Below are 20,653 nucleotides of genomic sequence, written 5' to 3'. Positions count from 1 at the left end.
GACCCGCTCGGTGTGACGGTCCGTAAACGAATGGGCTGCCGACCATCACCATCCGTTGTGCATTCAGCTCAAACGACACGATTGTGAAAGAACCACACGTTCGAGTGACCGTGCGGTCCTGGCACACTGCGCTCCGTGCCGACCCAGTTCCCCGACGAACCACCGACCGAGCGCCACCTGGCGCCCGATCCCGCGTTGATGGAGGCCGCCCGCGCCAGGGGCCGCGCACGCTGGGCCGCCGCCGGTGACCCGCCGGTGCCGCAGGAGAAGCCGCCGGGCCACCCGTTCAAGCCGCGCATCGCCGCCATCGCCGCCGCGGTCGCGCTCCTGGTCCTCGCGGGAGTCGCGATCCTGACGTTCGGCGGCGGCCCTGACGGCGGCGGCACGGACACCGCGCAGCCCTCGCACAGCTACGTCCCCGGTCTGATCACCCCGCCGGAGGAACTGCCGGAGGAGTCCTCACCGGCGCCGTCGAACAGCATGAACCCGACGCTCGCGTCGTCCGCGCTCGGACTCGTGCCGACGACCACGCAGGCCGTCGCGCAACCCCCGGTGAACAGGGCTCCCGGTGGCACCAAGTCCTTCACCACGGGCCCGGGTTGCGGCGGTTACACCAGCGTCGGCTCGTACCGCGACGGCCGCAAGGGCTGGGTCGACCACGGCGACGGCCGGTGCGGCTCCACGTTCGTGTCGATCCCGATGTCCGGCGACCCCCGCCGGGACGACACCTCCGCCTACGCGGTGTGGACGTTCGCGGCGTCCGGCACGTGCGACGTCTCCGTGCACATCCCGAACGGCAACCTGGAAGAGGTCGGGGGTAACCCGACCGTGTACTCCGTCTACGACCGCAACGGCGTCGGCGGCGCCCCGATGGCGTCGTTCGCGATCAAGCAGGTCGACAAGCGCGGCCAGTGGGTCAGCGCCGGGAAGTTCAGGGCCAGCGGAAACCTCACCGTGCAGCTGCTCACCCGAGGTCAGGACTGGAACGGCTCCGGACCCACCTACGCCCATCACGCCGCGAGTGCCATCAAGGCAGACTGCACGGCGTGACGAGAATGCAAACTGCTGCCTGAGCCTTCGTCTTTCAGGGCGCGGTTCAACTGCTGTGGGAACACGCTACGGTGATCGCCGTGCTGGCTCGCTACCGCTACCGAATCGAACCGAATGAGGTTCAACGGCAGTGTCTGGCACGCACGTTCGGCTGCGCGCGCGTCGTGTTCAACGACGCGATCCGATGTCGGGATGAGGCGTTTCGGGCAGGAGAGAAGCTTTCCTCGACGGAAGTGCAGCGCAAAGTGATCACTCAGGCCAAAACCTCCGAACAGCGCGCTTGGTTGTCCGAGGTTGCATCGGTCGCGCTGGTGCAGTCGGTGCAGGACGCACACCGTGCCTATCGGAACTTCTTCGATTCGGTGAAAGGCACGCGGCGAGGCCGCAAGGTCGGTCGTCCGAAGTTCAAGTCCCGCAAGGACAACCGGCAGGCGTTTCGGCTCACCCGCAACGGCTTCGCGCTGCGCCAGACAGGGCGTCTGTACTTGGCCAAGATCGGCGACGTCAAAGTCCGCTGGTCTCGCGACCTGCCGTCCGAGCCCAGTTCGGTCACGGTCATTCTGGAACCGGATGGTCACTACTACGCCTCGTTCGTGGTGGAGGTCGAACCGCTGCTGTTCCCACCGGTCGAGAGGGAAGCGGGGATCGATCTGGGACTGGTTCGGCTGGCGACGATCGTCGATACGACCGGTCGATGCATGGATGTGCCGAACCCGAAGCACCTGGACCGCAGGCGACGCAAGCTAGCCCGTCTGGAGAAGGAGAAAGCCCGGCGAGCCAAGGGCGGCGCGAATCGGGCGAAGTCGCGTCGCAAGGTCGCGATCCTGCACGGCAAGGTGTCTCGTGCGCGTCGGGACCATCACCACAAGCAGGCCCTCACTCTGGTCCGCGAGAACCAAGCGGTCTATGTGGAGAACCTGAACATTGCGGGCATGTTGCGAAACCGTGGGTTGGCACGGGCGATCCACGACGCCGGATGGGCACAGTTCATACGGCTGATCCAGGAAAAGGCCGAACGGCATGGCCGCGTCGTGCACAGGGTGTCACGGTGGTTGCCTAGTTCGAAGACCTGTTCGAAGTGCGGGCACGTTATGGAAACCATGCCGTTGAAGATCCGCGACTGGGTGTGTCCCACGTGTCTCACGGTGCACGATCGGGACCACAACGCCGCATGCAACATCCTCGCTGCCGGGCAGGCAGAGAGGCTAAACGCCTGTGGAGCCGGTGTCAGTCCTTACCCCTATGGAGGCAGTCGGTGTTGAAGCAGGAACCAACCCAGCTGCGGCATGGCCGCAAGGGAATTTCCGGCGCTGATGCTGGGAAGGATGTCAAGAGAGATTTGTACCTGGTCCGGCACGGCGAGGCGACGAAAGACGAGTCACGGCTGACCGCGCGCGGTCGAAAGCAGGCCGAGGCGCTCGCGGAACGACTGCGCGACAAGGGTTTCGCGGCCGTGCACCACGGCCCCGCGCCCCGTGCCACCGAGACCGCGACGATCATCGCCGAGGTGCTGCGCGTGCCCTGCCGCGTCGAAGCGGCGGCGGACGACTACGTGCCGCACTTCGTCCCCGGCCACGACGAGTTCTTCGACCAGTTCCCCGAGTCGGAACGCACGCGGGGGCCCGCGCTGGCGCACGAGGCCGAGACGCGGTTCGCTCGTCCCGGCGACGGCCCGGTGCTGGTCGTGACGCACTCGTTCCTGATCAGCTGGCTGGTGCGGGACGCGCTCGACGCCCCGCCCGAACGGTGGCTGACGCTGAACCACGACAACGCGGCACTCACGGTCATCCGCTACACGACCGGCAAGTCACCCCGGCTGATCAGGTTCAACGACAGCGGTCACCTGTCCGGGGCGAACGTCAGCCGGCCCTGAGGGTGAGCAGCGTGATCTCACTGGGTGCGAACACGCGCATCGGCGGGCCCCAGAACCCCGCGCCACGGCTGGTGTAGAGCTGCGTCCGGTCGCTGTGCCTGCTCAGGCCGGCGACCACCGGCTGCTGCAGGCGCACCAGGTAGTGGAACGGCCAGATCTGCCCGCCGTGCGTGTGGCCGGACAACTGCAGGTCCACGCCGGCCTCGACGGCCTTGCGGATCTCCGACGGCTGGTGCGCGAGCAGCACGACCGGCGCGGTGGAGTCGGCGCCGCGCAGCGCGAGGGCGAGGTCGGCGGCGTGGCCGGGCTCGCCGGAGTGGTCGGCCGTGACGTCGTCCACGCCCGCGAACACCAGGCGGGCGGCACCGCGTTCGAGCGTCGCGTGCTCGTTGCGCAGCGCCTTCCAGCCCAGGCGGGTCATCAGGTCGACCCAGCCCTGCGCGTTCGAGTAGTACTCGTGGTTGCCGGTGATGTAGAAGCGGTGCTTCGCGTTCACGTCGCCGAGCGGGGTGGCCTGCTCCAGGCGCTGCTCGGCGGTGCCGTCCGCGATGTCACCGACGTGCACGGCGACGTCGGCGTTGAGCCCGTTCACCGCGTCGACCATCCCGCGCGACCACTTCGCGCGGTTGATCGCGCCGTAGTGGGTGTCGGTGATGACCGCGACCGTCAGGCCGTCGAACGCCGGGTCGAGCCGGGGGATCGTCACGTCCTGCCGCTTGATCCGCGGCACGCGCATGGCTTCGTACACGCCGTAGACCGTCACGGTGACGATGAGGACCGCGAGCAGGCCGGCGATGAACCGGGCGCGGAACGGGTTCTCGACGCCGCCCAGCGCAAGGGCGAGCCTCACGACGTCCGAGATCAACGTCCACACGAACGCGATCCACACGAAGCCGAGCAGGAAGTGTGACAACCGCGCCGCGCGGTCGCTGCCGCGTTGCGTGAACAGCACGATCATCGCGATCGCGGTACCGGCGAACACCACCGCGGCGACCGGGCGGACCGGGTCCGGCCACTCCGCACTGGCCGCGAAAAGGCCCTCGAACGGTACCCAGAACAGCAGCGTCGTCACGGTGAAGAGGACGAGCGTGAACACCACCCGCCGAACCGTGATGCGGGGCCGGGTAGCGGTGGTCGTCATGCGCACATCCTCCTGAGGTCTGAAACCATCTCAACGCTCGAAGGCCGCCATTTGTTCGCGTGCGCGCGCGTAGATGTCCGTCACAGGCGTTTTCGCAGTTCGGGAGGCAACCGTCGGGCTGCTCCGGAGTCCTGATATCAACACGGGAAGCAACCGCCTGACCCGACGACCTGGAGTAGGCCACATGATCTTCTACACCGACGAGGAAAGCCGCACGCTGCGCACCGCCGTCTACGGCGCCATGCTGCTGGTTTCCCACGCCGACCCCGGCCCCGTGCTGGAGGAGCGGTTCGCCGGTCTGCGTGCCCTCGCGAACCTGTCGCCCGACCTGCGCGGCGTCCTCGGCGGCGCCCGCCCGTCCGTGCCCCCCGGCACCGACGAGGAGATCGAGCCGGTCGTCCTGGAGGCCCTGCGCTCCTCGATGAAGACCCTCGCGGCCAAGTCGCCGGAGGACGCCGCCGCCTTCCCGCGCGGTGTGCTCGCCATCTGCCGTGAGGTCGCCGAGGCCGACGGTGTGGTCGTGGACGCCGAGGACGCGATGGTGGCCCGCATCGAGGGCGCACTCGGCCTGTAGCGAGCGCTCGACCGGACAAGACGCGCGGGTGTTTCGGCGGGACCGACCTCCCGCCCTTGCGCGTGGACGTGCGGCCCGAGGTCGCGGCCTGCATGGTCGATCCCGGCTGCGTCTCAAGAGGAACGCCGAACCGCCCGGTGGGGCGAGCGGCGGAAGCGCGCCTGGGCGTCGCGCACCGCCGCCCAGGCGTCCGATCAAGTCGACCGCCTACCGCGGGTCCCACCCGAGCAGGCCGAACGAGTCGCCGGCCAGGTAGGCCGTGATCCCGGCGGCCGGGTAGGCGATCAGCTCGTGGGGGAGGGTGTCGAGGCTGAACCACCGCACGGCTGAACACTTCTCGGGCTCGCGGTTGACCGGTTCGCCGCTCCAGCGCCGGACCTCGAAGAACAGCCCGAGGCGCGGCTCCACACCAGATCCGTTGGCGTGCAACGTGTGTACGTGCCGCAGGTCGCCCTGGTCGATCACGACCCCGATCTCCTCCTCGGCCTCGCGCGCGGCGGCGTCCAGAACGGACTCGCCCGCGTCGAGCTTGCCCGACGGCAGGTGCCACCGATCGTCGAACCGGGGATCGGGGTCGCGGCGCCGGCTGAGCAACACCTCGCCGTCGCGGACGAGCAGCACGTGGACGTCGATCAGGTGGCGGTCGGCCATCGGCCCACCGTAAATGATCTGCGATGGGCCACAGGGTCGTGACACGATCGTGCCATGACAGCCTTCGCGACCCCCGAAGACATCGCCAACCGCACCGCCGCGGCCACCCGGGCCGCCGTCGCCGCTGGTCGCGAGCTCGGCCTGGAGATCACCGAGGGCAAGGTGCTCTACGAGCTGTTCTCCGTCGTGGTGCACCTCGCACCGGCCCCGGTGGTGGCCCGCATCCCGACCGTCCTGCCGCACACCACGACCCTCGACAGCCTCGCGAAACGCCAGCAGCAGGAGCTGGACGTCGCGCAGTGGCTGCACGACCAGGGCACGCCGGTGATCCCGCCGAGCCCGCTGGTGCCGCGCGAACCGGTCCAGAAGGACGGTTTCTCGATCACGTTCTGGCCGTTCGCCGACGAGGACAAGAGCTCCGAACCCGACTACGTCAAGAACTCCGAGCTCACCGCCGACCTGCACAAGGCGCTGAAGGACTACCCAGGCGAGCTGGAGTTCCTGTCGTCGGCGGAACCGCGGTTCGTCCGGGAAGGACTCCAGCGGCTCGAAGGCCAGGACATCGTCGCCCCGGCCGATCTGCAGCGCGCGCAGGCCGAGTGGGAGGTCCTGGAGCCGCTCGTCAGCGACGCCGACGAGTTCCGCGGGAGGTTCCCCGGCGTCGACCTGCAGCCGATCCACGGCGACTCACCGCCCGCGAACATCTTCGCGAGCACGACCGGCCCGCTGTTCTCCGACTTCGAGCTGATCACGTACGGGCCGGTCGAGTGGGACCTCGCCGGACTCGGCCCGGAGCTCGAAGCCGCCTACGACCGCGGCGCGCGCAAGAACGGCCTGCGTGAGCTCGACCGGGAGGTGCTCCGGTTCGTCAACGCCGTCGGCGCGATCCGGGTCATCGCCTACCTGTCGTGCGCGGACCAGCTGCCCGCCATGGTCGAGTTCATGCAGCCGTTCATCAACCAGTGGCGGGACACCGACGTGTACGCGCGGTGACCACAATCTTCGCCGCGTCTTTCACCGCCGCGCTACGCGTGAGCGGCCGCCCGATCTCCCAGCCAGGACACGACTTCCTCGGCGGGCAACGGCTCGCTGAGGAAGTAGCCCTGCACCACGTCGCACCCGGCCTCGGCCAGCGCGGTCCAGGTGTCCTGGTCCTCCACGCCCTCCGCCACGGCCTGCAGCCCGAAGTTGCGGGCCAGTGCGACGAGGGCGTGCACGATCGCGCTGTCGCCGGCGTCGGTGCACATGTGCGTGACGAACGACCGGTCGAGCTTCATCTCGTGCACCCGCATGCTGCGCAGGTACGAGATCGACGAGTAGCCGGTGCCGAAGTCGTCGATGGACAGTCGCACGCCCAGTTCGGTCAGGCCGCGCAACACCTCCACCGCCCGGTCCGGGTCCGAGATGATCGCGGACTCGGTGATCTCCAGCGTCAGCAGCCGGGCGGGCAGCCCGTGCCGCTTGATCAGGTCGGCCACGTCACCGGGGAACTCGGTGTGGTGCAGGCACGCCGCGCCCACGTTCACCGACACCGGGACCTCCCAGCCCGCGTCCTGCCACACGCGGCACTGGCGCAGCGCCGCGTCGATCACGTAGCGGGTCAGCGGCTCGATGAGGCCGTTCTCCTCGGCGATCGGGATGAACTCGTCGGGACGGACGAGCCCGCGCGTCGGGTGCTGCCAGCGGGCCAGTGCCTCGACGCCGCACACCGCGCCCGTGTCGGCCAGGGCCTTGGGCTGGTACTGCAGGAACAGCTCGCCCCGGTCGATCGCGTGCCGCAGCTCCGTCACGGCGGTCAGGTGCGCGGCGCCGCGTTCGTGCAGGCGTGCGTCGTAGACGGCCACGCCGGACTTCTCGCGCTTGGCCGCGTACATCGCGATGTCCGCGTGCCGCAGCAGTTCGTGGCCGTCGCCCGAGTCCGACGGGCACAGCGCCACGCCGACGCTGCCCGCTATCTCCAGCTCCAGGCCCTCCAGCGTCACCGGCATGGCCAGCGCGGTGAGGATCTTCTCGGCGACCATGCCGGCGTTCTCCGCCGAGCCGACGCCGGGCAGCAGCACGGCGAACTCGTCACCGCCCAGGCGCGCCACCAGGTCCGTGTCGCGCACGGCCCACGACAGGCGGTTCGCCACCTGGCGCAGCAGCAGGTCGCCGGTGTGGTGCCCGAGGGAGTCGTTGACCTCCTTGAACCTGTCGAGGTCCACGATCAGCAACGCCAGTGGCTCGTCCTTCTTGCGCGCCTTGTCGACGGCCTGTTCCATCCGGCGCGCGAGCAGCGTCCGGTTCGCCAGACCCGTCAGGGCGTCGTGGTGGGCCTCGTGCTCGTTCTTGGCGGCCTGGCGCAGGATCTTGCGGCGGTAGCCGAGCAGCACCATGCCGAACAGTCCCACGAGGAACGCGTCCACCACGAAGGCCATGATCTGGGCGATCCGCAGCTGCGCGTTCTTCTCGTCGGCCGCGCGCAGGTATTCGGTGGTGTCGAGGCGTTGCGCCCCGATCTGCGCGGAGATCTGGCGCCGCAGCGAGGAGTGCGCCAGCGACGCCTGGTCGGCCTGCACCGCGTCGGCACCGGCGGCGACCCGGCGCAGGATCTCCGTGGTCTGGTCGTAGAAGGGCAGCAGCCGCGAGGCCACCGCGGCGTCGGACGGCATGCCGCTGGTACGCAACCACTCGAGCTCGGCGCGCGCGGAGCCGGCGGAGTTCTCCAGCGGCTCGACGGTCTGCTCGGTCCGCTTGACCTGCAGGTCGCGCAGCGCGTTGTCGGCGACGTTGACGTGCTCCAGCACGCGGGCCCACCGCTCGCTGGTCTCGTTGAGCTGCCGCACGTGCGCGGTCGTGGCCCGCGCGCTGACACTGCTCCACAGCGCCAGTCCCGCGAGGACCAGCAGCCCGACCGTCAGCCCCGCCGTCGCCACCCGTGCGGTGGCGCGGCCCTCCCCAAAGCTCACCGTGCCTGCTCCAACGGTCGCACCCAGCTCGCCGGATCCTCGACGAAGCTGTCGATCTGAGGCTGGAAGAAGTCCCTGCGCGCCTTCTCCGACTCCTGCCGGTGCAGGATCTGGTCCAGGTTCGCGGTGGTCACCGTCAGCCCCGGCGTCTCGATCCAGCCTTCCGGCAGTGCCGCCCTGCCTGTCGCGTGCCGGGCGAGCAGCCAGCCCGCCACGGCGCCCTTGAGGTAGTGCTCGGGCGAGACCGTCGCGACCAGCGCGCCGTCCCGCACCGCCTGCAACGTTCTCGGGTCGACCCCGAACCCGCCCACCAGCCACCTCGCCGACTTCTCGGTCTTCAGCGCGGCGAGGTTCGCGCCGTCGCAGTCGCCCGTACCAACGAACGCGAGCGCGTCCGGGTTCGCCGCCGCGAGCCGCCGCCACGCGTCACGATTCGCTTCATCGTCACGTTGTGTGTCGAACGGCCCCAGCACCACTACCCCCGGTAGCTTTTCGGCGAATCGGCCCCGGATTCCGTCTGCCCGGTCGTCGAACCCGGCGAGTCCGGGTGCCGTGTTTCCCAGCACCACTGTTCCAGTCGCGGCCGGAGGTAACCGGCGGATCAACTCGTCAGCCAGCTTTTCGCCGAGCTCGTAGTTGTCGTTACCGATGTGCAGTTTCACCCCGGAACTCGCGGTGAGCCGTATGTCCACGCCGACAACAGCGACACGCTTCGACAACGCCTCACCGATGGCTGGCGCCATCAGCGCCGGTTCGGACGTGGCGATCGCGATTCCGCCTTTCGCCGCCATCGTCAAATCCCGGAACAACGAGGCTTCCTTGTGCCCGTCCTGACCCGACGGTCCGGTCACGGTCGCGCTGACTCCGCCGATGCGGCCGACACCCTCGTGAAAACCGCTGGTCATCTCCTGTGCGAACGAACCACCCGTGCGCTTGACCACGAAACCGACGTGCGGCAGCGCCTCGGACTCGGCAGCGCCACCGCAGCCCGCCACCAGCACCAGTCCCAGCGCCAGTGCCGCAGCTCGCATCGATGACCTCGGGCTCGCTCGAGAAGACGGTGATTGATCGATCTCCAGAGCGGCCGATGCTACATCGCTTGGTGCCAAATCGGGATAACGCCTCCTCTTTCTGGAAGCGCTTTCACATTGCGGAAGCGTCAGGACGGTTCGTACCCCAGGTTCGGGCGCAGCCACTGCTCGACTTCGGCCAGCGGCTTTCCGTACCGCGACGCGTAGTCCTCGACCTGGTCGCGGCCCAGCCGCCCGACCGTGAAGTACTTCGCGTCCGGGTGCTGGAAGATCAGGCCGCTCACACTCGCCGCCGGCGTCATCGCGAACGACTCCGTCAGCCCGATGCCGATTTCCCCGGCGCCGAGCAGGTCGAACAGTTCGCGCTTCACCGTGTGGTCCGGGCAGGCCGGGTAGCCCAGCGCGGGCCGGATGCCACGGAACTTCTCGGCGTGCAGGTCGGTGAGCACGGGCTCGGCGTCCGGCTCGAACCAGTCGCGGCGGGCCCGCAGGTGAATCCATTCCGCGAACGCCTCGGCGAGCCTGTCCGCCAGCGCTTTCACCATGATGGCGCGGTAGTCGTCGTTCTGCGCCTCGTACTTCGCGGCCAGCTTCCCGGCGCCCAGGATCGTCACCGCGAATCCGCCGATGTGGTCGCCCTCGGGTGCCACGTAGTCGGAGAGACAGCGATTCGGGCGCGAGAGCGGCTTCTGCGTCTGCTGACGCAGCATCGGGATCCGCACACCGTTGTCGAGCAGGATGTCGTCGCCCTCGGAATGCGCGGGCCAGTAGCCGTACACGCCCTTTGCCTCGAACAATTCCCCGGCGACGATTTCGTCCAGCAACGTGGTCGCGTCCTCGTAGAGTTCGCGGGCCACCGGCTGGTCGAGGATCGCGGGGAACTTGCCTTTGAGCTCCCAGGCGAGGAACAGGAACGTCCAGTCGATGAACTCGCGCAGTTCGGCCAGCGTCGGCGTGAGCACGCGAGTACCGGTGAATGCCGGGGTCGGCAATTCGGAGAAATCGACCTCTTCCCGATTCGCGCGCGCCGCGTCGAGCTTGAGCAACGGCACCGACTTCCGGTTCGCGTGCTGCTCGCGCAACCGGGCCTGCTCGGCGCGGTTGGAGATGTTCAGCTCGTGGCTGCGGCGGTCGTCCAGCAGGTCGGAGACGACGCCGACGACCCGGGACGCGTCGAGGACGTGGACGGTCGGCTCGTCGTAGACCGGGGCGATCTTCACGGCGGTGTGCTGGCGGGACGTGGTGGCGCCGCCGATCAGCAACGGCAGCTTCATGCCGCGCCGCTGCATCTCCTCGGCGACCGAGACCATCTCGTCCAGCGACGGCGTGATCAGCCCGGACAGGCCGATGACGTCGGCGTGCTCGCGGATCGCGGTGTCGAGGATCTTGGCGGCGGGCACCATCACGCCGAGGTCGATCACCTCGTAGTTGTTGCAGCCCAGCACGACGCCGACGATGTTCTTGCCGATGTCGTGGACGTCGCCCTTGACCGTGGCGAGCACGACCTTGCCGTTGCCGCCGGCTGTCGACTTCGGCTCCGCGTCCATGAACGGCTCCAGGTACGCGACCGCGCGCTTCATCACGCGGGCGCTCTTCACCACCTGGGGCAGGAACATCTTGCCCGCGCCGAACAGGTCGCCGACGACCTTCATGCCGTCCATCAGCGGGCCCTCGATGACGTCCAGCGGACGGGGGAGGGCCTGACGGGCCTCCTCGGTGTCCTCCTCGATGAAGTCGACGACGCCGTGCAGGATCGCGTGCTCCAGCCGCTTGGCGACCGGGGCCTCCCGCCACGACAGGTCCACGACGCGCTTCTTGCCGGGGCCCTTGACGGTGTCGGCGTGCGAGACGAGGCGGTCCGTCGCGTCGTCGCGGCGGTCGAAGATGACGTCCTCGACCAGTTCCAGCAGGTCGGCGGGGATGTCCTGGTAGACCACGAGCTGGCCCGCGTTGACGATGCCCATGTCCAGGCCGGCCTTCACGGCGTGGAACAGGAACGCGGAGTGCATCGCCTCGCGGACGACGTCGTTGCCGCGGAACGAGAACGACAGGTTCGAGATGCCACCGCTCGTGCGGGCGCCCGGACACCGCTGCTTGATCAGCGGCAGCGCGTCGATGAACGCCTTGGCGTAGCCGTTGTGCTCCTCGATGCCGGTCGCGACCGCGAGCACGTTCGGGTCGAAGATGATGTCCTCGGCCGGGAACCCGACCTCCTGCGTGAGCAGGTCGTACGCGCGGGCGCAGATCTCGACCTTGCGCTCGGCCGTGTCGGCCTGGCCCTGCTCGTCGAACGCCATCACGACGACACCGGCGCCGTAGTCGCGGATCGTGCGCGCCTGCTCCAGGAACGGGGCCTCGCCCTCCTTGAGGCTGATCGAGTTGACCACGCCCTTGCCCTGCACGCAGCGCAGACCGGCCTGCAGCACGCTCCACCGGGAGCTGTCGATCATCACCGGGATGCGGGCGATCTCCGGCTCGGTCGCGATCAGGTTCAGGAACGTCGTCATCGCCTGCTCGCCGTCGAGCAGGTCGGCGTCCATGTTGACGTCCAGCAGGTTCGCGCCGCCGCGCACCTGGTCCAGCGCCACGGCCAGCGCCGCCTGGTGGTCGTCGGCCTCGATCAGCCTGCGGAACTTCGCCGAGCCGGTGACGTTGGTGCGCTCACCGATCATCACGAACCCGGTGTCCGGCCCGATCTCGAACGTCTCCAGGCCGCTGAACCGGGTGGAGCCGCGGGGGGCCACGACCGTGCGCGGGGCCGTCTCGCGAACGGCGTCGGCGATCGCCTTGATGTGCGCGGGGGAGGTGCCGCAGCAGCCGCCGACGACGTTGACGATGCCGTTGCCCGCGAAGTCCTTCAACAGCGCGGCGGTCTCGTCCGGGGTCTCGTCGTAGCCGCCGAACGCGTTGGGCAGGCCCGCGTTCGGGTGGCAGGCGACGTAGGTGTCCGCCAGGCGCGCCAGGTCGGTGACGTGCGGGCGCATCTCCTCGGCGCCCAGCGAGCAGTTCACGCCGACGACCAGCGGCTTCGCGTGCTCGATCGAGTTCCAGAACGCCTCGACGGTCTGCCCCGACAGCGTGCGGCCGGACAGGTCGACGATCGTGACCGAGATCCACAGCGGCAGGTCGGGCGCGACCTCGCGGGCCGCGGCGATGGCGGCCTTGCAGTTGAGCGTGTCGAAGATCGTCTCGATCAGCAGCAGGTCGACGCCACCGTCGCGCAGCGCCGCGATCTGCTCCGCGTAGGAGGCCTTGACCTGCTCGAACGTGACGGCGCGGTAGGCGGGGTCCTCGACCTTGGGCGACAGGCTGAGGGTGACGTTGAGCGGGCCGACCGACCCGGCGACGAACCGGCCGCCGAACTCGTCGGCCGCCTGGCGGGCGATCCGGGCACCGGCGAGGTTCATGTCCCGCACGCGGTGCTCGAGCCCGTAGTCGGCCTGGCCGATCGAGGTGGCGGTGAACGTGTTGGTGGTCGTGATGTCGGCGCCCGCCGCGAGGTACTGCCGGTGCACGTCGAGCACCAGGTCCGGGCGCGTGAGGTTGAGCAGGTCCGGGTCACCGGCCACGTCGAGGTGGTGGTCGCCGAACTCGGTGCCGTAGTAGTCGGCGGGCGAGAGCCCTGCCTGCTGGAACATCGTTCCCCAGGCGCCGTCGAGCACGGCGATGCGGGAGTTCAACAGGGACTTCAGACCGGCCACGCGCGCTCCCGAAAAGTCGGAAGCGCCCTTGTTTCGTGGTGGTACGAAGCCGAGCGTGGCAGGCGCGAGGCCCGTTGCAGCGCTTCTCGGCTTCGCCCTTCAGGTTACCAACCCTCGATCACGCATCAGGAAGTCGTCTCACTCCCTAGGATGGCCGGTGTGACGGGAGAACGCGCGTTGGTGCTGGGCGGCGGTGGTGTCACCGGAATCGCCTGGGAGACGGGAATTCTGCACGGCCTCGCTGAACAGGGCATCGACCTGACGGGTGCCGACCTGTTCGTCGGGACGTCCGCGGGGTCCGTGGTGGCCACCGAACTGGCGGGCGGTGCACCGCTGGACCGCCTCTACGCGGGTCAGCTGGCGCCGCCCGACGGGGAGATCCCGGCTCGGCTGACCCCGTGGATGCTGGTCAGGTACGCGCTTTCCTACGCGATGCCCGGCAAACCGGCGGCGAAGCGCGCCAGGCTGGGCCGTGCCGCGCTGAAGGCGCGCACGCCGTCCGAGGAGTCGCGGCTCGAGGTGTTCGAGCATCGACTGTCCACGAAGGACTGGCCGGACCGTCCGCTGAAGGTCACCGCCGTGGACGCCGTGACCGGGAAGTTCGTGGCGTTCGACCGCGACAGCGGGGTGCCGCTGGTGAAGGCGGTGGCGTCGAGCTGTGCGGTGCCGCTGGTCTGGCCGCCGGTCAGCATCAACGGCAGCAGGTACATGGACGGCGGCATGCGGTCCGTCGCCAACGTGGACCTCGCGGCCGGGTACGAGCGCGTCGTGGTCGTGGCGCCGTTGACCCGAGCGGCCAGTGCCGCGGCGACTCCGGGGGCGCAGGCCGCGAAACTCGGTGTGCCGTCGATCGTGGTCAGTCCGGACGAGACGGCCCTGGCGGCGATCGGCTCCAACCTGCTGGATCCGGCCCGGCGCAAGCCCGCCGCCGAAGCCGGCCGGGCGCAGGCCGCCACGATCGCCGACGCCGTCCGGGCGGTCTGGAACTGAGGTCCCACGTCTGGACTTCGGCTTCGCGACCCTGTTCCCGCGAGCCGCCGCGGGTGCCCGATTCCCGGCGCGGGCACTGGTTCTCGTCAGGAATTTTCATCCGATGACTGGTCGCTACCTCTTGTCCGGAGGTGACCTGCCCGCCTACTGTCCCGAACCGCCAGCTATCAGGCAGGTTTGTTTCCTAATAGGTTCGGGGTGGTCGTGGGCAACAGATCGGTGTTAGGCGTCCTGGGGCTCGTGCTCGGGCTCCTCGCGGCAGGGACGACCAGCGCAACGGCGGCGGATCCGCTGGTCTCCCGCGGCAAGGCGGTGACGGCCTCCTCGGTGGAGGCCACCGGGCTCGAGGCGGACAAGGCGGTCGACGGCAGCACGTCGACCCGCTGGGCCTCGCTGGAGGGGCGCGATCCCGAGTGGATCCGCGTCGACCTCGGCTCGACGCACTCGGTCAGCCGGGTGCGTCTCAACTGGGAGACCGCGTACGCCAGGGCGTACCGCGTGCAGACCTCTCCGGACGGTTCGGCGTGGACGGACGTCTACTCGACCAGTGCCGGTGACGGTGGTGTCGACGACCTGTACGTGTCCGGCACCGGCCGGTACGTGCGGGTCTACGGCACGGCGCGCGCCACGGAGTGGGGTTACTCGCTGTGGGAGTTCGAGGTCTACGGCGTCGGTGACGGCACTCCGTCTCCGGGCGTCGGGGTGCCGTTCGGCAGCAGGAAGCAGCCGTACGCGGCGGGGATCCTGCGCCCGTCCGGCAGCACGTCCACGCTGGACGCGGCGGTCGTCGACTACTACCAGCGCTGGAAGTCCGCGTTCGTGCGGCAGAACTGCGGCAACGGCTGGTACCAGGTGATCTCGCCGGACGCGGACCACCCGTACGTCGCCGAGGCGCAGGGGTACGGCATGGTCGTCGTCGCCACGATGGCCGGCGCCGACCCGGACGCCCGCAGGATCTTCGACGGACTGGTCAAGTGGAAGATCGACCACCCGTCCTCGATCAACCCGGACCTGCTCGCTGCCGAGCAGGACGTGAACTGCCGCAGTGTCAACGGCGGTGACGGCGCCACGGACGGCGACCTGGACGTGGCCTACGGGCTGCTGCTCGCCGACCGGCAGTGGGGCAGCACGGGCACCTACGACTACAAGCAGCTGGCGATCCGGCACATCAACGCGATCAAGGCCAGCGAGGTCAACCCGTCGACGAACCTGCTCAAGCTGGGCGACTGGGCCAGCGCGGGCGACCAGTACTACTACCTCTCGCGGTCGTCGGACTGGATGGTCGACCACTTCCGGGCGTTCCGGAAGGCGACCGGTGACGGGGCGTGGGACACGATCCGCGCCGCGCACCAGAACCTGATCGCCCGGCTGCAGCAGAACTTCGCGCCGAACACCGGCCTGTTGCCGGACTTCGTGGAGAACACGAACTCCTCGCCACGCCCGCCGGCGGGCCAGGTGCTGGAGAGCACGAACGACGGCAAGTACTGGTGGAACGCCTGCCGCGTGCCGTGGCGGATCGGCGCGGACGCGGTGACCAGTGGCGACTCCTCGTCCCTGACGGCGGCCCGCAAGCTCAACACGTGGGTGAAGTCCAAGGCGGGCAACAACCCGAACAACATCGGCATGGGCTACCAGCTCAACGGCACGCAGATCTCCGGTGGCAGCGCCGCGGCGTTCTTCGCCCCGTTCGCGGTCGTGGCCGCGACCGATCCGGGCAGCCAGGCGTGGCTGGACGCCTTGTGGTCCAAGATGCTCCAGACGCCGATCGACGGCAGCAGCTACTTCTCGGCCAGCATCCAGCTGCAGGTGATGATCACGGTGACCGGCAACCACTGGGTGCCGTAGGCGGCAGTGGTCACAGCCTCGTCCGGAACCACCGCCGGACGAGGCTCGCCGTCACGGCGAACATGATCAGGAAGATGACCGCGCGCGCCTGGTCGCCCACCTGGGCCCGTGTCCGCCTGGGCGACGGGACCGACCTCGGCGCCTCCTCGCCGGCCTGAAACCGGATGGCCTCCTACGGCTGACCCAGCGTGCGCAGGAAGGCCGGCCCGCCCTCTTCCGCGTTGAGTCCTTTCTCGACGAACGCGATGTTGTGGTGGAACGAGATTCCGCTGATGTTCCGTTCGAAGTAGGAACCCGTGCCCCGCGGGTCGCGCACCTCGGCCTGGTTCAGCCCGTCCATAAAGGACTTCAGCATCCCCATCGAGGTGCTCGCGGTCGCCTCGGGATGTCCGCCCCAGCTCGGCCAGTACGCCGTCTGCAGGTCCTCGACGACGTACAGGCCTCCTGGCCGGACGTGCGGGAACAGCGCGTGGAACGAGATCCGCACGTGCTCGTTGAGGTGGCTGCCGTCGTCGATGACCACGTCGAACGGCCCGAGCTCGGTGCCCAGCCGGTCGAGGAACCCGGCGTCGGACTGGTCGCCCTGGACGGCGGTGATCCGCGGCCCGGTGACGTTCTTGCGCACGATGTCGAGACCGTGGATCAGGCCGCTCCGGAAGTACCGCTGCCACATCCGCAACGAGCCGCCGCCGCTGTCCGGGTCGTCGTAGCCGCCGATGCCAATCTCCAGTACCCGCACGGGTTCCGTGCGCAGCCGGGCGAAGTGGCGATCGTAGTGCTGCGCGTACCAGTGCTGGTCGCCCCACTTGTCCGAACCGAACTCCACGGCCAGCTCACCCAGGTCGCGCGCGGCGGGCCGGAGCGCGGACAGCAGGTCCTGGACGGACCGCGCGATGCCCGTGCGGTCGCGGAACCACCCGCCGATCCCGCGTTCGTCGAGGGCGATGTCCGGTGTCGTGACGGCGAGGCTCGGCCACGGCCGTTCGTCCGTGCCGTAGAGGCCGCGCACGGCATCGGCGAGGTCGAGGGTGACCACGACCTCGGCGTCGGTGCACAGGTGGCTGGTGGTGTTCCCGCCGAAGCTCAGGTCGAGCCGCACGCCGTGCTCGCCGATCTCCGCCACGACCTCGGCGGCGACGGCCTCGGGCGTGAGCCGGCGGATCGTGTCGTCGAGCAGGTCGCGGCCGGCGGTGGCGGCCTGCAGCAGCGGGGCGAGAACCGTCCACCGGGCAGTGTCGGCCACAGGGTCCCCCTCGGGTGACTTGAGTCTGGCTTGAGCGTGTCCGTTTTACGATCGAATGTATGTCGATCCGACGGGTTTCACGCATGATCTTGGCCGGACTTCTGGTCGTGTCGGGTGCGGGCCCGGCGCAGGCGGGAGAACGGCAGTTGTTGTACTACAACCACGCATGGGGAACGTTCGACCGCGCCACCGCGGACGCGGTCGAGCACTCGGCCTACGTCGAGGAGTTCGCGGATCTCGAGGTCCGCACCACCACCGGCGCCGACGGCAAGGTCTGGACCGGCCGCTACCTGCGCGGCCGCGAGACCTACCTGGAGATCTTCGGCATCGGCGACGTGCCGGGCCAGGACGGCCGGCTGGGGTCCGCGGGCCTCGGGCTCTCGACCGAACGCGACGGTGACATCGAGACGGTCGAGTCCCGGCTGCTCGCCGCCGGTGCGAAGCCGACGGAGTTCACGCAGACCCGCGATTTCGGCGACGGCGAACCCGTGCCCTGGTTCGACTCCCTGTTCCTGATCGAGACCTACGACAGCTTCGGTGCCTGGGCGATGGAGTATCGCGACGAGTACCTCGACGACCCGCGCAGCAAGGTCGGTCCGCCGCGGTTCCCCGGCGACGTGAGCCGCGAGCGGTACCTGCCGGACGCGTACCAGGGCAAGCTGATGCGCGACATCACGCTCATCCACCTCGCCGTCACCGCCAAGGACCTGGCCTCCACCATGCCGTTGCTGCGGTCCGGCGGGTTCTCGCTGCGGTCCGGGCCGGGCTCGGTCGTCGCCTCGCGCGGCGGCACGACGATGAGGTTCGACGAGGTGCCGTTCGGGCGGACCGGGCTCAAGCGCGTCGAGTTCGGGCTGAACCGCGCGGTGGGGCGGCACGTCGAGAAGCTGGGTACGTCGACGTTGGTGGTGGGACCGGGCAAGCGGGCGGTCTGGACGTTCTGACGACCGGCGGGACCGCGGTTGATCGGGGATCCCCGCGCACCTTCACGAGGTACGCGGGGTCCCGAGCGCCTTGGCCGTCGGTTCAGATCGTCATCGCTGACTGGCGAGCCGGTACGCCGCGGCGCCGATCAGCTCCAGTGACACCTGCAGCCGCTCGAGGCTGATGTTGTCGCGGATCGTGTCCTCCGGCGTGTGGTAGATCGGCTCCAGCAACGCCGGGCCACCCTCACCACGCCAGCTGAAGTTCGCCGACGCCATGCCCTTCTCGTGGAACGGCACGTGGTCGCTCGACCCGCGCGCCACCGGACCGTGCACCCGCGGGTCGTACCCGAGCCGTTGCGCCGCCGCCCGGACCGCGGCGGTCGTCGCGTTGTCGGCGCCGTCCACGGACAGCAGCCAGTACGCCGTCGCCGGGTCGTGGCTCGTGGCGACCATGTCGTTCTGGAACACGCCCTTGATCCGCGCCCTCTCCTCTGGCGGGAGCTGCGAGACGTAGTGCCGCGACCCGAGCAGCCCTTGTTCCTCCGAGCCCCACAACGCGAACCGCAGCGCCTTGTTCGTCGGCAGGTGACGCAGCACCCGCGCCAGTTCCAGGCACAGCACGGTGCCGCTGCCGTCGTCGTTGGCGCCCGGCGAGCCCGGCACGCTGTCGTAGTGCGCGGTCACCATCACGACCCCGTTGTCCCGCCACGGGAAGGTCGGCGGGCGTTCCGCGATCACGTTGTAGGACGTGAGGTTCGGGTGGTGCGTGGTGGTGATGGTCAGCTCGCCGGAGCCCTGCGCGCGCAGCTTCTCCGTGTGCACCTGGGCGAGGCCGATCACCGGGACGCCGACGTTGCGGTCGAGCGTGGGCGAGAAGGCGCTCGACCTGTTCGCCGTCGTGGAGATCCGGCCGAGGATCACCGCCACCGCACCGCGGTCGATCGCCGCGTGCGTGGGCGCGGAGCCGGCGGGGGCGTTGACGTAGAACGCGATCTTGCCGGTCAGGTCCGGCAGTTGGCCGTGCACGACTTCGACGAACGGAGCCTTGACCGTTACGCCGAGCGCGCCGAACCGGGAGGCGCCCGACTGCCACTTGCCGCCGATGTCGGCGAGGTACTTGTCCGGCACGGTGAACGGTTGTGTCGTCACCTGGTACCGCAACGCCTTGAGCTCGCGGACGAGGTAGTCGCGGGCCCGGTGCTCGGAGGAGGTGCCGCCGATCCTCGGCCCGATCCTGTCGCTGAGCACCCTGAGGTGGTCGAGCGCCCTGCGTGCTCGAACTCTTGCCACGACCGGGAAGTCGCCGAGGTTGAGGTCCGGCGGGTGTGAGGCGCCCGGCCGTTGCCCGGTCGCCGCGAGCGCGCTCGCGGGGTTGGCCACCACGGCGGCGACCCCGGCCGCCGCCGCGAGGAAGTCACGTCTGCGCAAGTCGTTCCCCCATCTCCCGAAGGTCCAGCCGAACGTAGGCAGGCGGGAGGGTGTGGGACAAGCGACTAGTGGATGGCTTTCAGGCTCCGGTCGCCGGAGTGGTCGAGGACCAGGTCCTGCACCTGCCTGCGCGCATCCGCTCGCGCCTTCTGCACGCAGGCCATCAGCTGCGCCGCGAGCACCTCGGGTTCGAGGTCGCGCACCGCCGGGCTCAACTCGATGCCGGTGGTGAGGCCGTTCGAGTCGACGGTCACGCTGACACCGCCGCGCGTCGCCTCGCCGTTGACGGCCGCGAGCAGCCCGACCAGGTCGAGGTAGCGGCGCTGTTCACGTTCGGCGGCGGCGTCACGGCGCTCCTCCCACCACGCGATCCGGCGGTGCAGCAACGCCTGTGCGGTCGTCGGGTCGGACACGGGCACCGTCCACGAACCGGACGCGGTGTGCAGCGCGATGGCGTGCGCGTGGGCCGTCACGCGTTGGATGCGGGCGAACGAGACCCCGGCGTCGACCCGCGAACCGTGCCGCGTGGTCCAGTCGACGCGGTCGGTGCCGATCACCAGGCGGGTGCCGGGGCCCGCCAGCACGAGCGGGAACGCGGTGGAGCCGAGTTCCTGGATCGGTGCCGAGAGCAACGATCGGTGGGCCAGCCGGGCGAGTGCGCTCGCGGAGCCCGCGCCGAGCACTCCGGCCGCGCAGAGTGCCTTCACCGCGAGCGCCGCGCCGGGACTGAGCCGCAACGCGATGCCCGAGCCGGGCAGCACACCGAGCACGAGCTGCGCGCTCGTCATCAGGGTGGTGGCGGGAAGCCACGAGTGCGGGTCGCTCAACCCGTTGCGGCGCAACCAGGTCAGCAGCGCCCACGCGCACGCCGCCGCGGCGACGGCCGGAATCGCCGACCACCACGGCATGATCTGCTGCCCGGCCGAGGTCATACCGGCCAGCACGATGCAGACGATGCCGATCGCGACGGGCAGCACACCGGCGGAGAGCAGCAGCAACGTCCTGGTGCGGCGCCATCGCGCGGCCAGGGCGTGGACGACCTGCGGATCGTTGATCAGCGGGATGGCATGGGGAATGAGAGTCATCAGGACGCCTCTCGTCAGCTCTCCGCCGCCACCTCGTGTGACGTGCGAGCCGACCAGGCTTCCCGGCGCACCTGCCCGTAAATATGACGTAAATGTCCTGTTCAGGCAAGCGCTGTCCGCTGTGGACGGTGGTGGCACGCCGTCGCGCGCCACCACCGTTCCGTTGT

Annotated in this window: 16 protein-coding genes and 1 riboswitch; of the genes, 8 read left to right on the top strand and 8 right to left on the bottom strand. The window is 69.5% G+C overall.

The features are described from left to right. Positions 1-135: 135 nt before the first annotated feature. The 3 genes from ACRSBM_RS22575 (at position 136) to ACRSBM_RS22565 (ending at position 2,923) form a co-directional block, all read left to right on the top strand. Positions 136-1,050, top strand: coding sequence for a hypothetical protein (locus ACRSBM_RS22575; RefSeq protein ID WP_434445700.1), 915 nt, complete (start codon positions 136-138; stop codon positions 1,048-1,050). 71 nt (positions 1,051-1,121) lie between these two features. Continuing rightward, a complete protein-coding gene (locus ACRSBM_RS22570; protein WP_434445698.1) occupies positions 1,122-2,312 on the top strand; it encodes an RNA-guided endonuclease InsQ/TnpB family protein in 1,191 nt (396 codons plus the stop codon). After that, a complete protein-coding gene (locus tag ACRSBM_RS22565) occupies positions 2,306-2,923 on the top strand; it encodes a histidine phosphatase family protein (RefSeq protein WP_434445696.1) in 618 nt (205 codons plus the stop codon). The genes ACRSBM_RS22570 and ACRSBM_RS22565 overlap by 7 nt, the downstream gene beginning before the upstream one ends. Here the strand turns inward: ACRSBM_RS22565 and ACRSBM_RS22560 are convergent. Continuing rightward, the gene (locus ACRSBM_RS22560; protein WP_434445695.1) at positions 2,910-4,064 is read right to left on the bottom strand and encodes a metallophosphoesterase; all 1,155 of its coding nucleotides are present in this window, start codon (positions 4,062-4,064) and stop codon (positions 2,910-2,912) included. The genes ACRSBM_RS22565 and ACRSBM_RS22560 overlap by 14 nt on opposite strands. 184 nt (positions 4,065-4,248) lie before the next feature. On the opposite strand from ACRSBM_RS22560, the gene ACRSBM_RS22555 reads away from it, so the two are divergent. Next, on the top strand, positions 4,249-4,638 hold the full coding sequence (locus tag ACRSBM_RS22555) for a hypothetical protein (RefSeq protein ID WP_434445693.1): 390 nt from the start codon (positions 4,249-4,251) through the stop codon (positions 4,636-4,638). A 207-nt stretch (positions 4,639-4,845) separates the two neighbouring features. Here ACRSBM_RS22555 and ACRSBM_RS22550 read toward each other — a convergent pair whose 3' ends face one another. Then, a complete protein-coding gene (locus ACRSBM_RS22550) occupies positions 4,846-5,289 on the bottom strand; it encodes an NUDIX domain-containing protein (protein WP_434445691.1) in 444 nt (147 codons plus the stop codon). A 54-nt stretch (positions 5,290-5,343) separates the two neighbouring features. Between ACRSBM_RS22550 and ACRSBM_RS22545 the strand changes: the two genes are divergently transcribed. Continuing rightward, entirely contained in the window at positions 5,344-6,282 is a 939-nt protein-coding gene (locus tag ACRSBM_RS22545; protein ID WP_434445689.1) for a phosphotransferase, read from the top strand. Positions 6,283-6,314: 32 nt separating this feature from the next. Here ACRSBM_RS22545 and ACRSBM_RS22540 read toward each other — a convergent pair whose 3' ends face one another. The 3 genes from ACRSBM_RS22540 to metH all read right to left on the bottom strand — a co-directional run bounded on the left by ACRSBM_RS22540 (position 6,315) and on the right by metH (position 12,969). Further along, positions 6,315-8,237: a putative bifunctional diguanylate cyclase/phosphodiesterase gene (locus ACRSBM_RS22540; RefSeq protein ID WP_434445687.1), complete on the bottom strand. Its 1,923-nt coding sequence runs from the start codon at positions 8,235-8,237 to the stop codon at positions 6,315-6,317. Further along, positions 8,234-9,268: a sugar ABC transporter substrate-binding protein gene (locus ACRSBM_RS22535; protein ID WP_434445685.1), complete on the bottom strand. Its 1,035-nt coding sequence runs from the start codon at positions 9,266-9,268 to the stop codon at positions 8,234-8,236. The genes ACRSBM_RS22540 and ACRSBM_RS22535 overlap by 4 nt, the downstream gene beginning before the upstream one ends. A gap of 128 nt (positions 9,269-9,396) precedes the next feature. Continuing rightward, complete coding sequence (gene metH / locus ACRSBM_RS22530) at positions 9,397-12,969, bottom strand: methionine synthase (protein WP_434445683.1); 3,573 nt, start codon at positions 12,967-12,969, stop codon at positions 9,397-9,399. Positions 12,970-12,982: 13 nt separating this feature from the next. Continuing rightward, positions 12,983-13,063, bottom strand: a riboswitch (S-adenosyl-L-homocysteine riboswitch). A gap of 65 nt (positions 13,064-13,128) precedes the next feature. On the opposite strand from metH, the gene ACRSBM_RS22525 reads away from it, so the two are divergent. After that, the gene (locus ACRSBM_RS22525) at positions 13,129-13,959 is read left to right on the top strand and encodes a patatin-like phospholipase family protein (protein WP_434445681.1); all 831 of its coding nucleotides are present in this window, start codon (positions 13,129-13,131) and stop codon (positions 13,957-13,959) included. A 204-nt stretch (positions 13,960-14,163) separates the two neighbouring features. After that, entirely contained in the window at positions 14,164-15,804 is a 1,641-nt protein-coding gene (locus tag ACRSBM_RS22520) for a glycosyl hydrolase family 8 (RefSeq protein ID WP_434445679.1), read from the top strand. A 172-nt stretch (positions 15,805-15,976) separates the two neighbouring features. Here ACRSBM_RS22520 and ACRSBM_RS22515 read toward each other — a convergent pair whose 3' ends face one another. After that, the gene (locus tag ACRSBM_RS22515; protein WP_434445677.1) at positions 15,977-17,047 is read right to left on the bottom strand and encodes a class I SAM-dependent methyltransferase; all 1,071 of its coding nucleotides are present in this window, start codon (positions 17,045-17,047) and stop codon (positions 15,977-15,979) included. 59 nt (positions 17,048-17,106) lie between these two features. Between ACRSBM_RS22515 and ACRSBM_RS22510 the strand changes: the two genes are divergently transcribed. After that, positions 17,107-17,991, top strand: coding sequence for a DUF5829 family protein (locus ACRSBM_RS22510; protein WP_434445675.1), 885 nt, complete (start codon positions 17,107-17,109; stop codon positions 17,989-17,991). 90 nt (positions 17,992-18,081) lie between these two features. Here ACRSBM_RS22510 and ACRSBM_RS22505 read toward each other — a convergent pair whose 3' ends face one another. Together ACRSBM_RS22505 and ACRSBM_RS22500 are read right to left on the bottom strand one after the other, a co-directional pair. Beyond that, positions 18,082-19,401 (bottom strand): M28 family peptidase, encoded by a 1,320-nt coding sequence (locus ACRSBM_RS22505; protein ID WP_434445673.1) that lies wholly within the window; start codon positions 19,399-19,401, stop codon positions 18,082-18,084. Positions 19,402-19,466: 65 nt separating this feature from the next. Continuing rightward, the gene (locus ACRSBM_RS22500; RefSeq protein WP_434445672.1) at positions 19,467-20,486 is read right to left on the bottom strand and encodes a YbaB/EbfC family nucleoid-associated protein; all 1,020 of its coding nucleotides are present in this window, start codon (positions 20,484-20,486) and stop codon (positions 19,467-19,469) included. Positions 20,487-20,653: the final 167 nt, after the last annotated feature.

The sequence above is a fragment of the Lentzea xerophila genome (assembly GCF_051094245.1).
GTDB lineage: Bacteria > Actinomycetota > Actinomycetes > Mycobacteriales > Pseudonocardiaceae > Lentzea > Lentzea xerophila.
This window is presented reverse-complemented; position numbering and strand designations above follow the sequence as displayed.